This window comes from Ohtaekwangia koreensis (assembly GCF_900167975.1).
Lineage (GTDB): Bacteria > Bacteroidota > Bacteroidia > Cytophagales > Cyclobacteriaceae > Ohtaekwangia > Ohtaekwangia koreensis.
This window is the reverse complement of sequence record NZ_FUZU01000004.1, coordinates 776,151-796,637: the sequence shown is the minus strand read 5'-3', so window position 1 is coordinate 796,637 and position 20,487 is coordinate 776,151. Positions and strand designations below refer to the sequence as shown.

At 42.9% G+C, this 20,487-nt stretch carries 12 protein-coding genes; 10 read left to right on the top strand and 2 right to left on the bottom strand.

Features of this window, described 5'->3' with window-relative positions; translation table 11 throughout:
- The first annotated feature begins 123 nt into the window (after positions 1 to 123).
- From B5Y40_RS26580 to B5Y40_RS26545, 8 genes are all read left to right on the top strand, one after another.
- The gene (locus tag B5Y40_RS26580) at positions 124 to 705 is read left to right on the top strand and encodes an RNA polymerase sigma-70 factor (protein WP_079689885.1); all 582 of its coding nucleotides are present in this window, start codon (positions 124 to 126) and stop codon (positions 703 to 705) included.
- Positions 706 to 840: 135 nt separating this feature from the next.
- Positions 841 to 1,890, top strand: coding sequence for a FecR family protein (locus B5Y40_RS26575; RefSeq protein WP_079689884.1), 1,050 nt, complete (start codon positions 841 to 843; stop codon positions 1,888 to 1,890).
- Positions 1,891 to 2,046: 156 nt separating this feature from the next.
- Positions 2,047 to 5,577 carry a SusC/RagA family TonB-linked outer membrane protein gene (locus B5Y40_RS26570; RefSeq protein WP_245840813.1) on the top strand — a complete coding sequence of 1,177 codons (3,531 nt, stop codon included), beginning with the start codon at positions 2,047 to 2,049 and terminating at the stop codon, positions 5,575 to 5,577.
- 20 nt (positions 5,578 to 5,597) lie between these two features.
- The gene (locus tag B5Y40_RS26565; RefSeq protein ID WP_079690027.1) at positions 5,598 to 7,466 is read left to right on the top strand and encodes a RagB/SusD family nutrient uptake outer membrane protein; all 1,869 of its coding nucleotides are present in this window, start codon (positions 5,598 to 5,600) and stop codon (positions 7,464 to 7,466) included.
- Between the two features lie 21 nt (positions 7,467 to 7,487).
- Positions 7,488 to 10,877: a VCBS repeat-containing protein gene (locus B5Y40_RS26560; RefSeq protein ID WP_079689883.1), complete on the top strand. Its 3,390-nt coding sequence runs from the start codon at positions 7,488 to 7,490 to the stop codon at positions 10,875 to 10,877.
- A 23-nt stretch (positions 10,878 to 10,900) separates the two neighbouring features.
- Positions 10,901 to 14,236, top strand: coding sequence for a ThuA domain-containing protein (locus tag B5Y40_RS26555; protein ID WP_079689882.1), 3,336 nt, complete (start codon positions 10,901 to 10,903; stop codon positions 14,234 to 14,236).
- Between the two features lie 27 nt (positions 14,237 to 14,263).
- Positions 14,264 to 15,154 carry a hydroxypyruvate isomerase family protein gene (locus B5Y40_RS26550; protein WP_079689881.1) on the top strand — a complete coding sequence of 297 codons (891 nt, stop codon included), beginning with the start codon at positions 14,264 to 14,266 and terminating at the stop codon, positions 15,152 to 15,154.
- Positions 15,155 to 15,464: 310 nt separating this feature from the next.
- Positions 15,465 to 15,839: a hypothetical protein gene (locus tag B5Y40_RS26545; RefSeq protein ID WP_079689880.1), complete on the top strand. Its 375-nt coding sequence runs from the start codon at positions 15,465 to 15,467 to the stop codon at positions 15,837 to 15,839.
- 19 nt (positions 15,840 to 15,858) lie between these two features.
- On the opposite strand, the gene B5Y40_RS26540 is transcribed toward B5Y40_RS26545, so the two are convergent.
- Together B5Y40_RS26540 and cobA are read right to left on the bottom strand one after the other, a co-directional pair.
- Positions 15,859 to 16,446: a DUF4202 domain-containing protein gene (locus tag B5Y40_RS26540; protein WP_079689879.1), complete on the bottom strand. Its 588-nt coding sequence runs from the start codon at positions 16,444 to 16,446 to the stop codon at positions 15,859 to 15,861.
- Between the two features lie 114 nt (positions 16,447 to 16,560).
- Complete coding sequence (gene cobA, locus B5Y40_RS26535; RefSeq protein ID WP_079689878.1) at positions 16,561 to 17,352, bottom strand: uroporphyrinogen-III C-methyltransferase; 792 nt, start codon at positions 17,350 to 17,352, stop codon at positions 16,561 to 16,563.
- 114 nt (positions 17,353 to 17,466) lie between these two features.
- Here cobA and nirB point away from each other — a divergent pair, with 114 nt between their 5' ends.
- Together nirB and nirD are read left to right on the top strand one after the other, a co-directional pair.
- Complete coding sequence (nirB, locus tag B5Y40_RS26530; RefSeq protein WP_079689877.1) at positions 17,467 to 19,962, top strand: nitrite reductase large subunit NirB; 2,496 nt, start codon at positions 17,467 to 17,469, stop codon at positions 19,960 to 19,962.
- 23 nt (positions 19,963 to 19,985) lie between these two features.
- Positions 19,986 to 20,369 carry a nitrite reductase small subunit NirD gene (nirD, locus tag B5Y40_RS26525; RefSeq protein WP_079689876.1) on the top strand — a complete coding sequence of 128 codons (384 nt, stop codon included), beginning with the start codon at positions 19,986 to 19,988 and terminating at the stop codon, positions 20,367 to 20,369.
- Positions 20,370 to 20,487 lie beyond the last annotated feature (118 nt).

The following is a 20,487-nucleotide window of genomic DNA, read 5'->3' as shown; positions in this document are numbered from 1 at the left end:
AACAATGAAAAAGTGAGTCGCAACCGTTTACAAATCACTTTTTTTGAGTGAAAAGTGTAAAAAAGACTGTTAATCCGCAGGAAATTGTTTTAATATTGTTATACCCCTAGACCAAGGTTCCTCATGAATAAGTTCAAAGATTATTCTGACCAAAATCTTGTAGACTTGCTCAAACAGCAGAACATGGCTGCGTTCGAGGAGATTTATAATCGGTATTGGCGCAAGCTATACTCGACAGCCTATAGGCGGATTCAATCCAGGGAAATCGCCGAAGAATTCGTACAGGATATATTTACCAGTCTCTGGATCAATCGCGAACTTGTTCACATCAAATCACTCACAGCGTATTTATATACTGCTGTGAAATATAAAGTGATAAATCACCTGCATCACGAAAGTATCCGAAAGCAATATTTCAACCTCCAGCTCAAAACATTATCGGAGGCTGATAACTGTACAGAAGAACTTGTGTTTGCAAACGATCTTCATGTATCGGTACAAAAAGAGATCAGCAAGCTTCCTCCTAAATGTCAGCAGGTATTTAAGTTAAGCCGCCAGGAAAATCTCACCATGAAGCAAATTGCTTCACAGCTCGGTATATCTGAGAAAACGGTGGAGCATCAGCTAGGCAAAGCACTGCGTGTTTTGCGCATGAATATCAAACAGATTATAGTCGTCATCTCATCCACGATCGGATTAATCTGATCAAGTCTCAAATTCTTTTTTAAAATATTTTCTGGTGCGTATAGGGGATCAGCCTGTAAGACCTGACTATTTAGTAAGCGACCTTCTAAAACGATTGAACACGGCAAACGGATCGTTTTAGTAAATGCCTGAACAATGGAAAGAATTACACCTGAGCTTCTGCAAAAATACCTTCAAGGAAAATGTACGCCTGAAGAGAATGACCTTGTTAACACCTGGTACGACTCTTTTGAGACATCTGCTGACGATATCAGGTTGCTGGACATTCAACAACACGAATTGCTCAGGAAAAAGATGATGCAGCAGATCAAGAATAATCTGAATGAGGCGGATCAATTTCCGGAAGACGAAAAAAAGCACGACCACGATAATTCTACAAGGTGGCTGTTTTTCAAAGTGGCTGCTGCTATCAGCGTGCTCGCAGTTATTGGTATAGGTATACTATATAAAGATCGCAAAGCTGCCGATGTTCCAGCCAATCTGCAGGCAACCATTGCCACTGTAGTCAATAAAACACAATCTATACTTCGGCAGGACCTTTCTGATGGAACCACTGTATGGCTAAAGCCAAGCAGCAGTATAGAATATCCCACTACATTTTCAAAAGCATCACGCTTCATTCAATTGAAAGGCGAAGCATTCTTCGATGTCGCCAGGGAAGAGAACCGTCCCTTCATTGTTACCACCGGAAATGTTACCACCAAAGTACTCGGTACAAGCTTTAACATAAAAGCCTATAACGATGCTTCCACAATAGAGGTATCGGTGATGACGGGTAAGGTAGCCGTACAAATGAAACCAACAGATACTCGCGACTCATCATCTGTTCTGCTCACACCAAACGAACGTGTTACGTATGTTAAATCGGAGAACCGTTTACTGAAGGAAGCACCGATTCAATTACCCGAACTATCCATGTGGCAGGTAACAACTATAGTATATGAAAATGTACCTGTAGATCGCGTGCTGCGCATGCTCGAAGAAAAGTATAACGTAACAATACAAGTTAAAAATGAAAACCTGAAGAACTGCCTGCTAAGGGCAGACTTTACCAATCAGAACCTGGCCGACATTTTAGAAATGCTGAGCCGTTCGATTGAGGCTACCTATGAACTGAAAGACGACACAATATACCTCGATGGAACGGGGTGTGTGAAAGAAGACACAACCACTAAATCAAATTAACTATGTAAGTATAAAATCTACACCCCATTCGTAAAAAAGAGATTAGGAGTGATTGCGGCACCCCTAATCAATTAAAATGTGACCCCTGTTTATGAAGTATACATAATCAGAACAGGGGCACTTATCTCATTTTGTAAAAACGAAACAATCAAAATTATGCAAGAGATTCTACAAACGCACGTCAACCTCAGCAAAATTATGCGAATTACGTTGAGCCAGATTGTCGTTATGCTGATTCTAACCGGTATTTCCCGGGCAGAAGTAGGCAAAGCACAAAGTCTTTTGGACCGAAGCGTTACGCTTACGGTCGAAAAGGTAAGTCTGAGCAAAGCATTAGACAGAATTGAAAAAAATGCTTCTGTTCGGTTTGTTTACAGTAAGAACTTTATCTCGCTCAAGGACGAAGTCTCCTTTAGCGCGGAAAAAGAAAAACTCGAGTCAGTTTTAAATAAACTTCTCGGCCCGTTGAATATACAATACCAGGTAATTAAAGACCGTATTGTACTCAACAAGGTTAGAGGTATAGAAGATGATACAGAAGAAGTAACAGCAACCGAAAATCTTGTAACAGAGAACACATTGTTCAGTGTTACCGGACGGGTAACAGACGGCACCGAATCACTTCCCGGTGTAAACGTTTTGGTGAAAGGAACAACAGTCGGTACAACTACTGATTCCGATGGAAGATATACTCTCGATGTACCGAGCGGAAGTACTACGCTGATCTTTAGTTTTATAGGGTATATAGCGCAGGAAGTAGACATTACCAATCGTACTACTGTGGATGTTGCATTGGTAGCCGATGTACAGCAATTGTCAGAAGTAGTAGTAGTAGGATATGGAGAGCAGAAGAAAGAAACAGTTACCGGTGCAGTGGCAACGGTAAAGGGATCTGATCTGGTAAAATCGCCAGCGTTGAATTTAACCAACTCCATTGCCGGACGTATGCCGGGGGTAATCGCCGTAAACAGAAGCGGTGAACCCGGGTACGATGGTTCAAGCATTCGCATTCGCGGATCGAATACATTGGGTAGTAATGATGCGTTGATCGTGATCGATGGTATACCGGCCAGGTCAGGCGGTATAGAACGTTTAAATCCTGCAGACATTGAAAGTATATCTGTATTGAAAGATGCATCCGCTGCTATATATGGATCACGTGCTGCCAATGGTGTAATCCTCATCACAACAAAGCGTGGTAAAACAGGTAAGCCTGAAATTTTATACTCGTTCAATCAGGGATGGTCACGGCCAACGGTTGTGCCGAAACTCGCAGACGCCACACAGTTTGCTGAAATGAGAAACGAGTTGGAGATTTTTAATTTACCGGTAGATGAATGGAGTGCCGCCAACGCGGCCTTTAAACAGTCCGGAACTTATACCCGGCCGAACGGAACTGTGGTAGATGCTCCCTATACTCCGGATGATTTTCAAAAGTTCAAAGATGGATCGGATCCCTGGGGACATCCGAACACGGATTGGTATGATGCTACCTTGAAGAATTGGTCGCCACAATCACGTCACAACCTGCAACTCACAGGCGGTACAGAGAACTTTAAATACCTCACATCGCTTGGCTACCAAAATCAGGATGCATACTATAAGAATGCAGCTACTGGCTATAAGCAATATGATATTCGTATTAACCTCGATGCAAATGTCAATAAGTATATAAAAACAACGATCGGTATATTAGGTCGCCAGGAAAACAGATTTTATCCTACACGCAGTGCCGGTGCTATATTTAGAATGCAGATGCGTGGTTTACCGACACAGCCAGCTTTCTGGCCAAACGGATTACCCGGACCCGATATTGAGAACGGCGAAAACCCGGTGGTAATCACAACGAATCAAACCGGTTACGATCGTGATACACGTTACTATGTACAAACGAATGGATCTGTGGATGTTACTATACCCTGGGTAAAAGGTTTGAAACTTACCGGAACAGCTTCTGTTGATAAATATATAAAGCGTACGAAAAAGTGGGAGATTCCATGGTATCTATATACATGGGATAAAGTTTCCTATGAAGACGATGGCGTGACTCCGAAACTATCGAAAGGACAACGTGGTCCTGCTGAACCGAGATTGTCGCAAGGCGATGAAGATCAGCTCAACGTTCTACTTGGAGGTATACTTACCTACGAGCGGACTTTCAACGATCACGCGCTGACTTTTCTGGCGGGTACAAACCGCGAGACCATTGATAATGATTACTTCAATTCCTATAGGAGATTCTTTATTTCTTCTTCAGTCGATCAGTTGATTGCGGGAGGAAATGCAGAAAAGAATGCGAATGGTGGAGGCTGGGAACGCGCCCGTATAAATTACTTTGGTCGCGTAGCCTATAACTATAAAGAAAAATATCTGTTGGAATTTCTCTGGAGATATGATGGATCCTATATGTTCCCCGAAGATACACGCTATGGTTTCTTCCCCGGTGTTATGGCCGGATGGCAAATCTCTGAAGAGGATTTCTGGAAGAACAATGTAAACGTTGTAAGCTACTTCAAGCTCCGCGGTTCATGGGGACAGTTGGGTAATGACCAGATATACTATGATGTGAATGCGAACGGAACCATTGACGGTGATGAACTTCAGGAATATCAGTACCTGTCAACAAACGCTTTCCGTAGCTATATAATAGGCGGACAGGAAGTAGGAACTATATATGAAACACGGGTTCCCAATCCAACGGTTACTTGGGAGGTTGCCAATAACTTCAATTTGGGTCTGGAAGGAGCATTGCTCTCCGGAAAGATCAATTTCCAGTTTGATGTATTCTGGAACAAGCGCAGTAACATTCTGTGGCGTAAGAATGCATCCGTACCACAAACTACCGGTATGACATTGCCTGCTGAAAATATAGGCAAGGTAAACAACAAAGGCTGGGAATTCCTGATCGGTTACAACGGACAGGTTGGTGAGCTTTCATACAACGTAAGTGTAAATGGCGGTTATGCGAAAAACAAAGTTATATACTGGGATGAAGCTCCGGGTGCTCCAAGCTGGCAGCAAACAACGGGTAAACCAATGTATACATATTTAGCATATCAGTATGATGGTGTATTTAGAACAGAAGAAGATATTCAGGCAGAAACACTTGATTATTCAGCCATTACCAACACACTTCGCCCTGGCGACATGAGGTATAAAGATTACAATGGCGATGGCGCTATAACACCCGATGATCGCGTACGGAATGACAGAACCAATATTCCTCTTTTCCAAGGAGGTTTAAATATAGGGGCACGGTATAAAAACTTTGACCTCTCTATATTATTCCAGGGTGCAACCGGTGCACAGGTTTATGTAAGTACAGGTGAATCCGGAAGTATCGGAAACTTCCTGTTGGATGTATATAAAAATCGCTGGACCATCGACAACCCAAGCAGTGAACATCCACGCATTGCAGACAGAAGCAATCAGTATTATTCAAACGATAATACATACTGGCTTAGAAGCTCAAACTATGTTCGCCTCAAGAATATAGAGTTGGGATATACTATACCATCTGCTTTTGGCAATAAAGTTGGCATCAGCGGTTTACGGATTTATGTCAACGCGTTAAACCTGTTAACCTTCGACAAATTCGATGTGTTTGATCCGGAGTCTACTGGCGGAACAGGTCAGTACTATCCGCAGGCAAAAATTCTGAATACAGGTTTAACAGTAACATTTTAACAACCTTATCCATGAAGAATATGAATAAGCTTAAAATTTTAGCGCTTGGTACAGTCGTTGCCATGTTCGCAGTAACAGGTTGTAATGATGACTTCGTAAGTACAAAGCCCCTGAATGAAGTGCCGTCCGAAGATGTATGGAAAGATCCAGGTTTGTCACAGGCCTTTGTTACGGATATATATAACGGACTGGGTAATGGAGGATTCGATGAACAGATGCTCGCATCCCTGACGGATGAAGCTATGTTTACGCACCCCGGCCGCGGTATAAATACAATTACAGAATCACGTTCCAATCCTGCAGATATAGGATGGGTGAATAATACACTCAACTGGACAAGCATGTATCAACGCATCCGTGCGTGTAACCTGGCTATCGAAAACCTGGAGACACCACAGTTTGAAAATACAGGTCAGATTCAGGCGAGTGTGCTTCAAGGTGAAGCTTACTTTATGCGTGCATACTTTTATCACCAGTTGCTCCGGTATTACGGTGGTGTCCCCATTGTTGACAGAAGCTATAAACTCGGTGAAACAGACTATACTATAGCACGGAATACATTTGCAGAATGTGTTGATTTCATTGTAGCCGATTGTGACAAAGCAGCACAACTGCTGGATGATAAAACAATGCCATCGGGAAGAACTTCTGAGACTGCAGCATTAGCGTTGAAGGCGCGAGTTCTGCTATATGCCGCGAGCGACCTGCATGACCAGGCGAAAGCTGCAACCAAGTCGACTTTGTTGAGCTCGTTCCAGAATTATGATTTACTGGGTTATTCCAGTGGTTCACAAACGGAACGTTGGCAGAAAGCCAAAGATGCTGCGAAGGCTGTTGTAGACCTTGGATTAGGATACTCATTCAATTTGGCAGCGCCAGTGTCTGCAACGGAGGGTACAGCCAACTATGCAAATATAGCGTTGGCAAAAAATGGTGGTGAGAGAGAATTGATCTTTGCGCGCTACTTTATCAATGCAAAAGATGAAGGCGGTGCATGGGTTGGTCGTAACAACGGTCCGAACGGTTATCACAACTGGGCAGGTAATACACCGATCCAAAATCTGGTAGATGATTATGAGATGATGGACGGTACTGCATTTGATTGGGATAACCCGGATCATGCTGCTGCACCCTATACCGACAGAGACCCGCGAATGGATGCAACCATTCTGCGTGATGGCTCACCTTGGAAACCACGTACTGCAGATGCTGCTGGTAAAGATCCCTATAACGAGATTCAAACAGGGCAGTATCAAATCGTGAACAGTTCCGGTTCTGTCGTATCATACTTTGGTCTCGATACACGGCAGAGTTCCATTGAAGACTGGAATGGTACACGCACCGGATACTATATGAAGAAGTTCATTGATCCGAATCCCGCTATAGTAGATCAAAACACGCGACAGCAAATACCTTGGCCATTCCTTCGCTATACCGAAGCCGTGTTGAACTATATAGAAGCCTGCATTGAACTTGGCGAAGAAGCCGAGGCGATCACCTGGCTTAACCAGATCCGTTTCCGGGCGGGTATGCCTGCCGTTGTAGATGCCGGAGCGGTACTTCGCGACCGCTATAGGAATGAACGCAGAGTTGAGCTTGCATACGAAGAACACCGCTATCATGATGCAAGGCGATGGATGATTGCGTCTGAAACGCTAGGACAAAAAGCAGGAAGGATCAGCATCACTGCTACACTTAAAGCTGGTAAGGATGTGAAGATTTATCGGTATGATCCGGATAATTATAACTATAAGTATGAACCGTTGGATATAGATCCGGGTATTGAAAACCGCCTCTGGCTGGATAAGATGTATTTCCTGCCGATACACCGTGATGAAATAAATAGAAATGATAAGTTAGATCAGAACCCGGGATACGAATCCCAGTAAAGTAAGCTATATTTAGAGTCTATGCTGGTGCCTGAAAACACCGGCATAGATTTTCTAAATTCTAAATATATCCTGACCGCGTTGAAGCATTATTTTATCAGTAGTCTGTTGACCGTTGCATTGCTTGCAGCAGGTTGCAAAGATTCTCCGAAGCAGGAAACGCCTTCTGCGCCACCTCCGGCAGAAACACTTTTTAAATTACTTCCTCCCGCAGTTACGCATATTGATTTTAGTAACACGCTCACAGAAGCGTTCAACACCAACGTGCTCATCTACGAATATTTTTACAACGGTGGAGGTGTAGCGGCCGGTGACATCAATGGTGATGGACTGGACGATCTATACTTCACTGCAAACATGGCTGCCGACAAGCTATATCTGAATGCTGGCGGCATGAAGTTCACAGAGATCACACAACCATCCGGAATACATACGCGCAACGGTCCTTGGAAAACAGGTGTTACCATGGCTGATGTGAATGGCGATGGTAAACTTGATCTATACATTTGTTACTCCGGAAACCTCAGGCCCGAACGCAGAGTAAATGAGCTATATATCAATTATGGCAATGACGCGAACGGTATCCCTCAATTTAAAGAAGAGGGAAAAAAATACGGATTGGACAGTCCTTCTACTTCTACACAGGGATATTTTTTTGATTACGATCGTGATGGTGACCTGGACATGTTTCTGCTCAACCACAACATCAATGCGCTGCCCGTACTAAATGAAGCGAGTACTGCGCAGATGTTAAAGGAACAAGATCCGGCAAGCGGAGTCCGTTTATTTAAGAACGTTAACAATCATTTCGATGATGTTACGGCAAAGTCCGGTATTAGTAGCACAGCGCTAACGTATGGGCTGGGGGCCGGACTCGCAGACCTCAATAATGATGGATGGACAGACATCTACATCACCAACGATTACAACGTTCCGGACTATCTATATATCAACAACGGTAACGGTACATTTACAGATAAGCTCAAATCCATGATCGGCCATACTTCTAATTTCTCAATGGGAAATGATATAGCCGATGTGAACAATGATGCGCTACCCGATATATTTACACTTGATATGCTTCCGGAAGATAATCACCGGCAAAAATTATTATTGGCGCCCGATAATTATGGCAAGTTCGATCTGAACATACGTATTGGTTTTTATTACCAGTATATGCGTAACATGCTTCAACTAAATAATGGCAATGGTACTTTTTCTGAGATAGGACAATTGTCTGGTGTCTCGAATACAGACTGGAGTTGGGCAGCGCTCTTTGCCGATTATGACAATGACGGATGGAAAGACCTCTATATAACCAACGGTTATTTACGGGATTTTACCAACATGGATTTCGTAAAGTATATGGATAACTATGTACAACAAAAAGGAAGGTTGATGCGGGAGGATGTGCTGGAGCTCGTTCATAAAATACCGGCATCAAATCTTACAAACTATATATTTAGGAGCAATGGCGATCTCTCCTTTACGAAAGCAAATACAGCCTGGGGCTTTACGAATACATCCAACAGCAATGGTGCAGCCTATTCTGATTTGGACAACGATGGGGATCTTGATCTCGTTGTAAATAACATCAACGCCCCGGCTTTTATTTACCAGAATGAAACGAATAAAAAATCACAACATCATTATCTCAAAATAAAACTGGAAGGAGCTGGTAAAAATACAGTTGGCCTGGGCACAAAAATTATAGTGCATGTAAAAGGCGCGAAACAGACCCTGGAGCAAATGCCATCCCGTGGTTATCAATCCAGTGTGTCTCCCACCTTGCATGTTGGCCTGGGCAAAGAAGCCAACATCGATTCAATGCAAATCATTTGGCTTTCCGGAAAGCAACAAAAAATTAAGAATATAAAGTCCGATCAACTCATTACTGTAAGGGAGATCGATGCGGATAGTAAATATATACCCTCGCGAACGCCAGGACCAGTCTTTACAGAGAAAGCAATATTGCCCTTTGCTCACGAGCAAGAGCGCGTAAATGATTTTAAGCGACAACCGCTGATGGTAAATCCCATGTCCTTCTCAGGACCATGCCTGGCGAAAGGCGATGTAAACGGTGATAGATTGGAAGATATATATGCCGGTGGAGGTGTAAACCAGGCAGGCGAATTATTTCTTCAGCAGAAGAACGGGCAGTTTGTTCGCAAAAACCAGCCAGCGTTTGAAGCTGACAAGAAAAACGATGATACCGATGCAGTATTTGCCGATGTAAATAAAGACGGCTATACCGACCTGTATGTATGCAGCGGAGGCTATCATAATTTTATGCCAGAAGATGAAGCCCTGCAAGACAGACTATATATCAATGACGGCAAAGGTAATTTCAAGAAAAATACAGACGCTTTACCCCCGATGCGTACAAGCAAAAGCTGTGTTCGTGTTAGCGATGTTAACGGTGATGGCTATCCGGATTTATTTGTAGGGAGTCGCGTGATTCCCGGAAGGTATCCTGAAACTCCATCCAGCTATATATTGATCAATGACGGCAAAGGAAACTTCAAAGATGCCATCGCTACGCTTGCTCCTGCTTTGCAAACTATAGGAATGGTTACCGATGCGGCATTTACGGATTTGAATGGTGATGGGAAAAATGATCTCATCGTAATAGGGGAGTGGATGCCGGTTACAGTATGGATACAAGAGAACGGAAAATTTATTGAGAAGACTTCGGATTACTTCTCCCAGAAATATCGAGGTTGGTGGAATAAAATTCTCACCGGTGATTTTAATCAGGATGGAAAGACTGATCTCATCGTGGGTAACACCGGACTAAATACACAATGTAAAGTAAGCGATGCCGAGCCCGCTGAACTATATTTCAAGGATTTCGACAACAACGGTTCAGTGGATCCAATTCTTTGCACATTCATACAAGGCAAGAGTTATACGTATGTTACCCGCGATGAATTGCTGGAACAAATCGGCTCGAAGCGAAAGCGTTTCCCCGACTATAAAAGTTATGCTGATGCTACGTTGCAAGATATTTTTACACCCGAAGAGCTTAACGGGGTTAGCAAACTTTCAGCGAATTGTCTTCGTACCACTCTTTTTCTAAGCGATGCACAAGGAAAATTTCATAAAAAAACGTTGCCGGTCGAAGCGCAGGTATCTCCCGTTTATGTAATTATGCAGTTGGATTACAATCATGATGGAAAAGATGATTTAATTTTAGGAGGAAATATACAGCACGCACGCCTGAAGTTTGGTAAGTACGATGCGAACCATGGAATACTTCTTGAAGGTGATGGCAACGGTAATTTTAAATATGTTACGCAACAGCAATCAGGTCTTAAGCTTATTGGAGATGTCAGGAGTTCAATGGTGATGGATAAAAAAATACTCTTTGGCATAAATCAAGGTCAGGTAAAGTCATATACCTATAAATAGTTAATAATCCCGGGAAATTTAAAATGATAAAAACATTCGTTCGGAAAAGTCTTGCCCTGGTTTTAATGGCAGGTATAACATTGTGGTTAAGTGCATGCGAAGATTCTTCCGGTCCACGCATTCTCGTCTTCACCAAAACAGCAGGTTGGCATCACGAATCTATACCGGCCGGTGTTGCGGCCCTGCAAAAGCTTGGAACTGAAAATGGTTTTGAAGTCGATACAACCAGGGATGCGCATTACTTTACCGATGACCAGTTAAAGAAGTATAAAGCGGTTGTATTTTTAAGTACTACAGGCAATGTATTAAATGCGGATCAGCAGGTAGCATTCGAGCGCTATATCCAGGCGGGTGGGGGATACGTTGGTATTCACGCTGCCGCGGATACAGAATATGAATGGCCCTGGTATAATAAACTGGTGGGTGCCTATTTCTTAAATCATCCCGGTAATCCCAATGTACGTAGTGCAACGATCGATGTAATCGATACAACACACCTCGCAACGAAGGGGCTACCGCTTCGCTGGGAGCGCACCGATGAATGGTATAATTACAGAAGTATTTTCGGTGGCATAAAAACATTGATGAAGCTTGATGAAGAAACGTATGAAGGCGGAGAAAATGGTGCTGACCATCCCATCGCATGGTATCATGATTATGATGGCGGACGTTCCTTCTATACCGGAGGTGGACATACCAATGAAAGCTTTAGCGAACCATTATTTCTCAAGCATCTTCTCGGTGGTATAAAATATGCGATGGGCGCCAACATCAAGCTGGATTATGCAAAGGCATATGCTGTTAAATCTCCAGAGGAAAACCGTTTTACGAAAACGATCTTGTCAAACGATCTGAACGAACCGATGGAGCTCGCGATAGCACCGGATGGCAGGGTATTCTTTGCAGAACGTACGGGTAAGTTCTATGTATACCAACCTACTGATAACACGACTAAACTCCTCTATCAATTTCCGGTAATGCCGGATACGAAGGAAGGCTTCGGCAACGGGCTGCTCGGACTTACGCTCGACCTGGAGTATGCTGAAAATAACTATATATACTTTTTCTATACTCCCAATACGTTGCCGGCACATCAAAATGTATCGCGCTTTAAAATCAGTAAAGACAACGTACTCGATCTGAAATCAGAAAAGGTGCTGATCGAAATTCCACTGGAACTTGAAGTGAGTGCGCACACTGGCGGATCACTGGCGTGGGATAAGGACCGGAACCTGTATATATCTACCGGAGATAACACTGTTCCTTTTGCTTCCGATGGTTTTGCTCCAATAGACGAAATTCCAGGACGCATTACATACGATGCGCAACGCTCTGCTGCCAATACAAATGATTTACGTGGAAAGATCCTGAAAATCCACCCGGAAGAAAATGGAACCTATACTATACCGGAGGGTAATTTGTTTCCAAAAGGAACACCGCAGACACGACCAGAGATCTATGCGATGGGCTGCAGAAATCCATATCGTATCTCCGTTGATCCTGCTACATCTATAGTATATTGGGGAGAGATCGGCCCGGATTCCGGAAAGGACGGAGCAAAAGGTCCGCGCGGTTATGATGAGATCAACCAGGCAAAGAAGCCGGGTAACTACGGATGGCCATACTTTGTAGGCGATAACAAACCATATCCGGAGTTTGACTTTGCAACGAAGTCGGTAGGTATACTTTTCGACCCGAATGCTCCGATGAATACATCTCCGAATAATACCGGTGCAAAGAATCTTCCGTCTGCGCAGAAGGCCATGATCTGGTATCCGTATGATAAGTCGAATGAATTTCCAGATGTAGGTACCGGTGGACGAAGTGCCATGGCAGGTCCTGTATATCATTATAATGATGATCTTTCTTCGACTACTAAATTTCCGGAGTATTTCGACAAGAGCTTATTCATTTATGACTGGATGCGTAACTGGGTATATATCGTGCGCCTGGATGATGAGTATAATTTTAAACGCATGGAACCGTTTATGCCTTCCACCGGTGATTTCAGAAGGCCTATAGATATGGAAGTTGGCCCGAACGGATCGTTCTATATGTTAGAGTATGGTTCAGTATATGGTATTGATAACGTAGATGCCCGACTTGTCCGTATCGACTACAATGGTGGTAATCGTAAGCCTTATGCACGTATAGCTACAAGAGATACGGTAGGACTTGCTCCACTCAAAGTAAACTTCAACAGTAAATCCAGTGTTGATTTCGATGATGACGAACTTACTTATGAATGGTTAATCGATGGAAAGACAATAGAAGAAGCGAACCCGGTATATACCTTTGAAAAGAACGGTGTTTTCAAAGTGACTTTAAAAGTTACTGATCCGTCCGGAAAATCCGACACCGATACACTCTCCATCAAAGTAGGAAATACAATACCGACTGTAGCTGTAACCACATTAGATAACACTACATTCTTTTTTGACGATGCACCACTTCACTATAAAGTATCCATCCACGACAATGAAGATAAAGCTATAGATTCTGCGAATGTATCAATCGCACTCAAGTATCTTCCAAATGCAGGCAAAGAAATAGGACATCAGCAGATCTCTTCTTTCAATCTTGGTAAATCGTTAATGGAGGGAAGTGATTGCAAAGCGTGTCACCAGATCAATGGAAAATCAGTAGGACCCGCATTTATAGAGGTGGCAAAGAAATATGAATCCGATAAAGAAAAAGCAGTCGTAAAACTGGCGAGCAAAGTTATAGCCGGAGGCGGTGGTGTATGGGGCGATCATGCGATGAATGCACATCCTCAACTTTCCAAAGAAGATGCATCGGCTATTGTTCGCTATGTTCTCTCACTGAATGATAAGAAGGAAGTTGTTAGTCTTCCGGAATCCGGAACGGTAGCTTTTAAAGAACACAAGAGTAAAGATGCGCGAGGCCGTTATGCGCTGAACGCAGTATATACTGATAAGGGAGGAGATGCAGTGCCGTTATCCGGAAGCGATGCGTTGATTCTGCGACCGGCACGCGTACAAGCCGAAGACGCTGATCGTTTGCGCAACATTAACAGTGATGATAATTTCCTGGGAAGCATTCATCATAAATCATACTTTGCTTTCAATCAAATCGATCTGAAAGGAATAAAGCAGCTTACGTATCGTTACTCTTCCAAACAAGTTGGCGCGACAATTGAAGTGCATGTTAATTCACCAAAGGGTCCGATTATAAGCACGCTGAATTATACCGCAACAGGAGATTGGGAAACGTATAAAGAAATCAGTACACCTATACAAGATCCCGGAGGAAAGAACGATCTTTACTTTGTGTTCAAAAAAGATCAGAAGCCAAATCAGCACATGTTTTCAGTTGACTGGATAGAATTTAAACGATAAACTTACCGAACTTTAACCATCAAGGATATGAGTCAAAAATCATCACGCAGAAGCGCCATTATGAAAATAGCCGGATCAGCAGCGGTGGCGGCAGCAGGCCTGTCACTTTCACATCGTCTTTCAGCAGCCGAAGCGGCACTGGAAGGAAACCTGAAAGGAAAAGTAAATCACTCTGCATGTCGCTGGTGCTATAGCAGTATTCCCTTGGAAGATCTTTGCAAAGCCGCAAAAAATATAGGGCTGTCCTCTATAGAGTTGACAGGACCTGAAGAATGGCCGATCCTAAAAAAATACGGATTGACTTCTGCGATGCCATGGGGAGCAGGTAAAGGAATTACAGAAGGATTTAACAACCCTGCTTTACACGATGAACTCGTAAAAAGCTATACCGATATAATTCCGAAAGCAGCTGCGGCTGGTTTAAATCAGATCATTTGTTTCTCCGGTAATCGGAATGGATTGGATGATGAAAAAGGAATTGAGAATTGTGCGATTGGTTTGAAACGCCTCATGCCAATTGCCGAGAAGTATAAAGTGACCATGTCAATGGAATTGCTGAACAGCAAAGTAGACCACCATGATTACCAGTGCGATCACACTGCATGGGGTGCTGCGTTGTGCGATAAAGTAGGTTCGGATAGTTTCAAGCTGCTGTATGATATATATCACATGCAGATTATGGAAGGTGACGTAATTGCTACTATCCGTAAATTCAACAAGTATATATCACATTATCACACCGGAGGTGTACCAGGTCGCAATGAAATCGATGAGACACAGGAATTGAATTATCCTGCCATTATGAAAGCTATTGTTGAAACAGGCTTCAAAGGTTACGTAGCACAGGAATTTATACCAAAGCGTGAAGACAAAATTGCTTCGTTGAAACAAGGAGTATTGATTTGTGATGTAGCGTAATTATATCATGCTGAAAAGGCCCTGTCGGATACTATCTGGCAGGGCTTTCTTTTTTTATGGCGATACGTGATATATAGTTCTATTGACTTAGATCAAGCCGTTCGCTTTTCGGGATACAATTTATCCTTCCTTAATATTTTCATCTCGCCTCTACTGCCTTTACTTATCAAGGGCACTTATTGTATTGTTCCAACGGTTAGTTGTCGCCTGAGTATAAAAATCTACATCCCACCCGTTGCGAAAGGGTAGGTTTACGAATTTGTAGCGGCACAGTTTTAGGTGTTTATGGTATATACTAAAGCATATTATTATGAACAAATTCATATTACTTTTCTGCGGTGCTATCGTTTTTAGCATTGCTTCTGCACAGGCACAAGCTCCTGTACCAAGAGCCGATTCTGTACGCGATCCCATCAAACAGGGTGATCCTGCTCCCGATAATGTTCCATCACAGGCGGCATATGGGAAAGATATGGTGGAGATAAAACATAAAGATGTTCCCGCTGAATTACGCAAAACACTATCAGAGGATACGTATAAAGGTTGGGAGAATGCAAGACTATATAAAGAAAAGTCAGGCAGCGGATATTTACTTGAATTCCAGGATCCACTCAAAACAAGACTATATCGTTTTGATAAGAATGGAAAATTGGTTAAGGAAAAAACATCGCGCGATGTTCAATAAGGAAATATAGCCCGCTATATTATCCTACTGCCTGGGCAATTAATGTTCCCACTTTTGTGGAGACCGGAATTTTACCAGCTTCGGTAATTGCCCGGGCAGACATTTTTTTCAAAGTCTTCTGAAGAATATCAACCACCTTAGCATCGTCATGTAGTGATGCAAAGTCTTCCAGGTAATATTGAATGAAGACAAGACATATTACATCTTCCAGCAATTGCGTATCCGGATTTGTCTTAAGCTCTTTCTTCAACAAAAGAAATTTTACTTTTTCTATAGTATCAGTATCATAGCGACAGCTTAGCAGAATTTGCTCAGCGATTTTTGCATGATGTACTTTCTCAGCGTTGCGCCATTGTAGATAACCTTTCTTATCCATCGGATACGAGCTTCGTGGTATTTCCCAACGGCCTATATGTTGACAGCGCGCGGCAAGTTGTAAATATTCAGGAGCATCCGGAGCAAACTTATTCAACCATTCCGTCATGCGCTGACCATACATTAATTCTTTCGGTTGAGATTCTCCGTTGACTATTTCTTGATGAGGATCATTGGCATTATAGGCGTCAAATGTAATGAAGGCTTTGTCAAGACGTTCGTTAAATGGCATGCGTAAAAGTTTGAGAACCAGTGGTCAATAAAAATTATGCTATCTGTATAACAGGAGCAAAACTGTCGATTGCGAGAGGAAGTTAGGAGAATGATACGGTATATCAAAACGCCATCATTTTTGATGTGAGGTCACCGAAGCGGTTTGTATATACCTTTCTGTAAATTCATCGAGCAAATAACTTTCATTAACAACATTGCCAATGACAATAACAGCAGGCGAACTGACCTGTTGTTCCTGTACCAATTGATAGATTGTGCTCACTGTACCGCGTACTACTTTTTGATTCCTGGTAGTCGCATGATGAACTACTGCGGCCGGCTCTAAAGGTGATCGTCCCTGTTGAAAAAGTTTAGCGATTTGTTCGAGGTGCGTCATGCCCATCAGTATAACAACAGTCGCTGACGATTGTACTGCGAGGGCTATATCTTTTGACATTTCTCCTGACGATAACATACCTGTTATAACCCAGAAACTTTCATTAACGCCACGTTTTGTCAACGGTATACCACAGGAAGCAGGCGCTGCAAGTGCACTTGAAAGTCCTGGAATGACTTCCACATGTATACCACGGCGCATAGCATATTCAAGTTCCTCATGGCCGCGACCGAATACATAAGAGTCACCACCTTTCAGCCGAACAACGTTCGTATAGCGTTGCGCATAAAATACAATCAGTTGATTGATCTCTTCCTGCGAGAATTCTTTTTTGCCCTTTCGTTTTCCGACATATACCCGTTTGCAGGAAGGCTTGGCAAATTCAAGTAACTCTTCGGAAGCCAGCGCATCATATAAAATGACATCAGCCTTTTGAATCGCTTTCACTCCTTTAACAGTGATTAACTCGGGATCACCAGGACCGGCTCCTACCATGGTTACGGTCTTTGTCTTCTGCACGTCAGCCATTACTTAAATTTTATACGTAATAATACGTAAATTATCTTTTAAACTGCTTGCCAGTACTGAATATTTACGTATAATTACTTAAAAATTGGCTTCGAATTACTTAAAACGATTGCAATGAAGAAGAGGATCATCGTAGTAGGAAATGGAATGGTTGGTTACAAGTTTTGCGAAAAACTACGTAACCGTTCGGCCGCAGTTGAGATCATTGTATATGGAGAGGAACCGCGACCTGCGTATGACCGCGTTCATCTGAGTAGTTATTTCTCTGGCTCAACAGCAGATGATTTGTTGATGGCGCCTGCAACATGGTATTCCGAGAATAACATTGAGCTCCACACCGGAGAGTTGGTGACGGAAATAAACAGGATCGATAAAACAATTCGTACACATACCGGGCGGTCAGACCGATACGATTATCTCGTACTCGCTACGGGCTCCAGCGCCTTCGTTCCTTCCATAGAAGGTGTTGAACGCGATGGTGTATTTGTATACCGTACAATTGAAGATCTTAATCAGATCACCGAGTATGCACAAAAGGTAAAACGCGGTGCTGTTATGGGCGGAGGTCTTCTCGGACTGGAAGCAGCAAAAGCATTATTGGATCTCGGACTTGAAACACATGTAGTAGAGTTTGCATCACGCCTCATGCCCCGGCAAATCGATGATGCTGCCTCTGAAATTCTGGCGCATAAACTCACGCAGTTAGGAATCACTATACATACAGGCAAGAGCACGAAAAAAATTGAAGGCAATGGCAAGCTCGAAGGATTGTTGTTTGCTGACGATACAAAATTAGATATAGAGATGCTTGTCATCTCTGCAGGCATCCGTCCGCGCGATGAGCTGGCAAAGGCAACGTTGCTGAATGTTCATCCGCGTGGCGGTATTGTAGTAGATAACTACATGCGCACAACCGATGAAAATATATATGCTATAGGCGAAGCCGTTGTACACAACAATATGGTATATGGATTGGTGGCACCGGGGTATGACATGGCAGATATAGTAGCACGCCAAATCACGGATGACACTTCAAAACAATTTACTGGTTTTGATATGTCTACGAAACTAAAATTGATCGGGGTAGATGTAGGAAGTTTCGGAGATCCGTTCTGTGATGCAACACCACATATACCTATAGTTTTTAAGAACAAACACAAGGGTACTTATAAACGCATCAACATATCGGAAGACGGTAAGTATTTATTGGGCGGTATTCTCATTGGAGATGCTAGCCAGTATAATATACTTCACCAGATGGTGATGAATAAAATGATACTGCCTGAAAATCCGGAAACGTTGATCGTTGGCGGAGGCGGTAAAGTAAACGATGAAGCAGCCGGAGTAAAAGGTTTACCGGATACAGCACAAATTTGTTCGTGCGAGAATATTACCAAAGGCGCGTTGGTAGAACAAATCACATCCTGTGGTGTAAAGTCATTGGACGAAATTAAAAAATCAACAAAGGCATGTACCGGTTGTGGCGGATGTACACCCATGGTGAATGACTTATTGAAAATCACACTGCAATCCCTTGGACACACTATAAAAAAATCACTTTGCGAACACTTCAACTACACCAGACAAGAGTTGTATGATATCATTAAAGTGAAGGGTATAAAAAGCTACGACCAGCTTTTGAATACCCATGGCGCAGGTGACGGTTGTGAGGTATGCAAACCTGCCGTTGCCTCGCTGATGTCCAGTATATGGAATGAACTTGTAGTAAGCCAGGATACCATTCAGGATTCCAATGATCGTTACCTCGCCAACATTCAACGTGGGGGTACCTACTCCGTTGTGCCACGCATTGCCGGGGGAGAGATCACACCACAAAAACTTTCTGCTATAGGCCGCATTGCTGAGAAGTATAATTTATATACGAAAATCACAGGTGGACAACGGATTGATATGTTTGGTGCGCACATGGATCAGCTTCCGGATATATGGGAAGAACTTATTGCAGAAGGTTTTGAAAGTGGACACGCATATGGTAAAGCATTGCGTACCATTAAAAGTTGTGTCGGTTCTACATGGTGTCGCTACGGTGTACAGGATTCAGTTTCATTTGCAGTATATGTGGAAGATCGCTATAAAGGGTTGCGTGCTCCGCATAAATTAAAAGGAGCAGTATCCGGATGTATCCGCGAATGCGCAGAAGCACAGTCAAAAGATTTTGGCATTATCGCTACGGATAAAGGCTGGAACCTATATGTGTGCGGCAATGGTGGTGCGAGACCGCAGCACGCTAAATTGTTGGTAACAGATGTAGATACCGAAACCTGTATCCGGTATATAGATCGCTTCCTGATGTTCTATATAAAAACGGCCGATCCGTTGACACGTACCGCCACCTGGTTAAATAAAATGGAAGGCGGATTAGAATATCTCTATGATGTAATCGTAAATGATTCGCTTGGCATCGGTGAAGAACTTGAAAAAGATATGGGTACACTGATTGCAAACTACCATTGTGAGTGGAAGAAAGTAGTAGAAGATCCGAAGCTTCGCGCAAAGTTCAAGCATTTTATTAATGCCGAAGAAACAGATCCTACCATTCAGTATGTAGATATGCGCGGACAAAAAGCTCCGATCGATTGGAATAAATAAAAGGTATATATATAGTTAACACGATGGAACTACATAACGAAATAAAAACATTTACACCGGCTGCAGAAGGCGAAGTTTCGATTTGGTTCAAGGCTGCACGTGTGGAAGATTTCCCGGAGAATGGCGGAGCCTGCGTGAAATATAAAGATATGCAGATCGCAGTCTTCAATTTCACAAGACGGAACGAATGGTATGCATGTCAGAATCTTTGTCCGCATAAAATGCAGATGGCGTTGTCGCGCGGTATGATTGGCTCACACGAAAGTGAACCCAAAGTTGCATGTCCATTTCACAAGAAAACATTTTCATTAAAGTCGGGCGACTGTCTCAATGCCGATGAGTGCAGTATAGCAGTTTTCCCGGTAAAAGTTGAAGAGGGATTTGTCCATATAGGATTTACCCGCTAAGCAATTGCATTCTGTTAAAATTAGGTTTAGGTAGAAGAATGTCAGGCGACATCGTCTGGCATTTTTCATTTTATTGATTTCCCGCATGGGAAACATTGCATTAGTATTTCACCGTATT

Coding starts and splice junctions, on each gene's coding strand:
- B5Y40_RS26570 (WP_245840813.1), top strand. CDS start 2,047: ATGCAAGAGATTCTACAAACGCACGTCAACCTCAGCAAAATTATGCGA.
- B5Y40_RS26555 (WP_079689882.1), top strand. CDS start 10,901: ATGATAAAAACATTCGTTCGGAAAAGTCTTGCCCTGGTTTTAATGGCA.
- B5Y40_RS26565 (WP_079690027.1), top strand. CDS start 5,598: ATGAATAAGCTTAAAATTTTAGCGCTTGGTACAGTCGTTGCCATGTTC.
- nirB (WP_079689877.1), top strand. CDS start 17,467: ATGAAGAAGAGGATCATCGTAGTAGGAAATGGAATGGTTGGTTACAAG.
- B5Y40_RS26550 (WP_079689881.1), top strand. CDS start 14,264: ATGAGTCAAAAATCATCACGCAGAAGCGCCATTATGAAAATAGCCGGA.
- nirD (WP_079689876.1), top strand. CDS start 19,986: ATGGAACTACATAACGAAATAAAAACATTTACACCGGCTGCAGAAGGC.
- B5Y40_RS26560 (WP_079689883.1), top strand. CDS start 7,488: ATGCTGGTGCCTGAAAACACCGGCATAGATTTTCTAAATTCTAAATAT.
- cobA (WP_079689878.1), bottom strand. CDS start 17,352: ATGGCTGACGTGCAGAAGACAAAGACCGTAACCATGGTAGGAGCCGGT.
- B5Y40_RS26540 (WP_079689879.1), bottom strand. CDS start 16,446: ATGCCATTTAACGAACGTCTTGACAAAGCCTTCATTACATTTGACGCC.
- B5Y40_RS26545 (WP_079689880.1), top strand. CDS start 15,465: ATGAACAAATTCATATTACTTTTCTGCGGTGCTATCGTTTTTAGCATT.
- B5Y40_RS26580 (WP_079689885.1), top strand. CDS start 124: ATGAATAAGTTCAAAGATTATTCTGACCAAAATCTTGTAGACTTGCTC.
- B5Y40_RS26575 (WP_079689884.1), top strand. CDS start 841: ATGGAAAGAATTACACCTGAGCTTCTGCAAAAATACCTTCAAGGAAAA.